Annotated in this window: 1 protein-coding gene; it reads right to left on the bottom strand. The window is 80.6% G+C overall.

Going from position 1 to position 856, the window contains the following annotated elements:
- Nucleotides 1-273 precede the first annotated feature (273 nt).
- The coding region (locus tag WCS02_RS20755) for an amidohydrolase family protein (protein WP_340296208.1) at nucleotides 274-856 on the bottom strand (583 nt) is incomplete at its 5' end.

Below are 856 nucleotides of genomic sequence, written 5' to 3' on the forward strand. Positions count from 1 at the left end.
CGGGCGACGCGGCCGCCGCGGCCCCGGCGAGCGCGGTCACGCCCGCGGCCGCCCGCATGAACCCCCGCCTGCCGAGACCCTCGACGAGGACCTCCCGTGCGCGTGCCGCCTGCTCCTGCTGCTCCGTCATGCCGTGCTCCTCTGCCGGGGGTCGCACCCGGGTGCCCCGGGCGCCGCGGCGATGTCTACGCGCACGCGGTTTCCGCGGTGTTGCCGTCGTGTGACCGGCGGCAGCCGTCGGCGCGGCCGGGGCCGGCGGCGCCAGCGGCGGGGTCAGCGGTGGCGCCGACCGGCGCGCCACACCTGGACGGGCCGCAGGTCGTCGTCGACGACGAGGACGTCGGCGCGCGCGCCCGGCGCGAGCCTGCCGGCACCGGAGGACCGGTCGAGGCCGAGCAGGGCCGCCGGGACCCTCGACGCGGCGGCGGCCGCGACCGGCAGGGGGACGCCCGCCTGCTGCACCGCGAACCGGAGGACGTCGAGCAGCGCGCCGCTGCCCCCCGCGACCGCGCCGTCGACGGTCCGGGCCACCCCGTCCCGCACCTGGATCCCGACGGCACCGAGGACGTGGTCCCCGTCCGGGAGCCCCGCGGGCGGCACGGCGTCGCTGACCAGGGCCACCCGGCCGGGCACGAGCGCGAGGACGGCCGCGACGGTGCCGGCGTCGACGTGGATGCCGTCGGCCACGAGCTCGACGACGGCCGCGTGCCCGGCGGCGGCCTGCAGCGCCGCCGAGGCCACGGAGGAGTCCCGGTGCCCCCACGGACGCATGGCGTTGAACAGGTGGGTCGCGGAGCCGGCGCCGGCCGCGAACGCCGCGGCCGCCGTGGCGTGGTCGGCGTCGCTGTGCCCGAGC

Source organism: Aquipuribacter hungaricus, from assembly GCF_037860755.1.
Classification (GTDB): Bacteria; Actinomycetota; Actinomycetes; order Actinomycetales; family JBBAYJ01; genus Aquipuribacter; species Aquipuribacter hungaricus.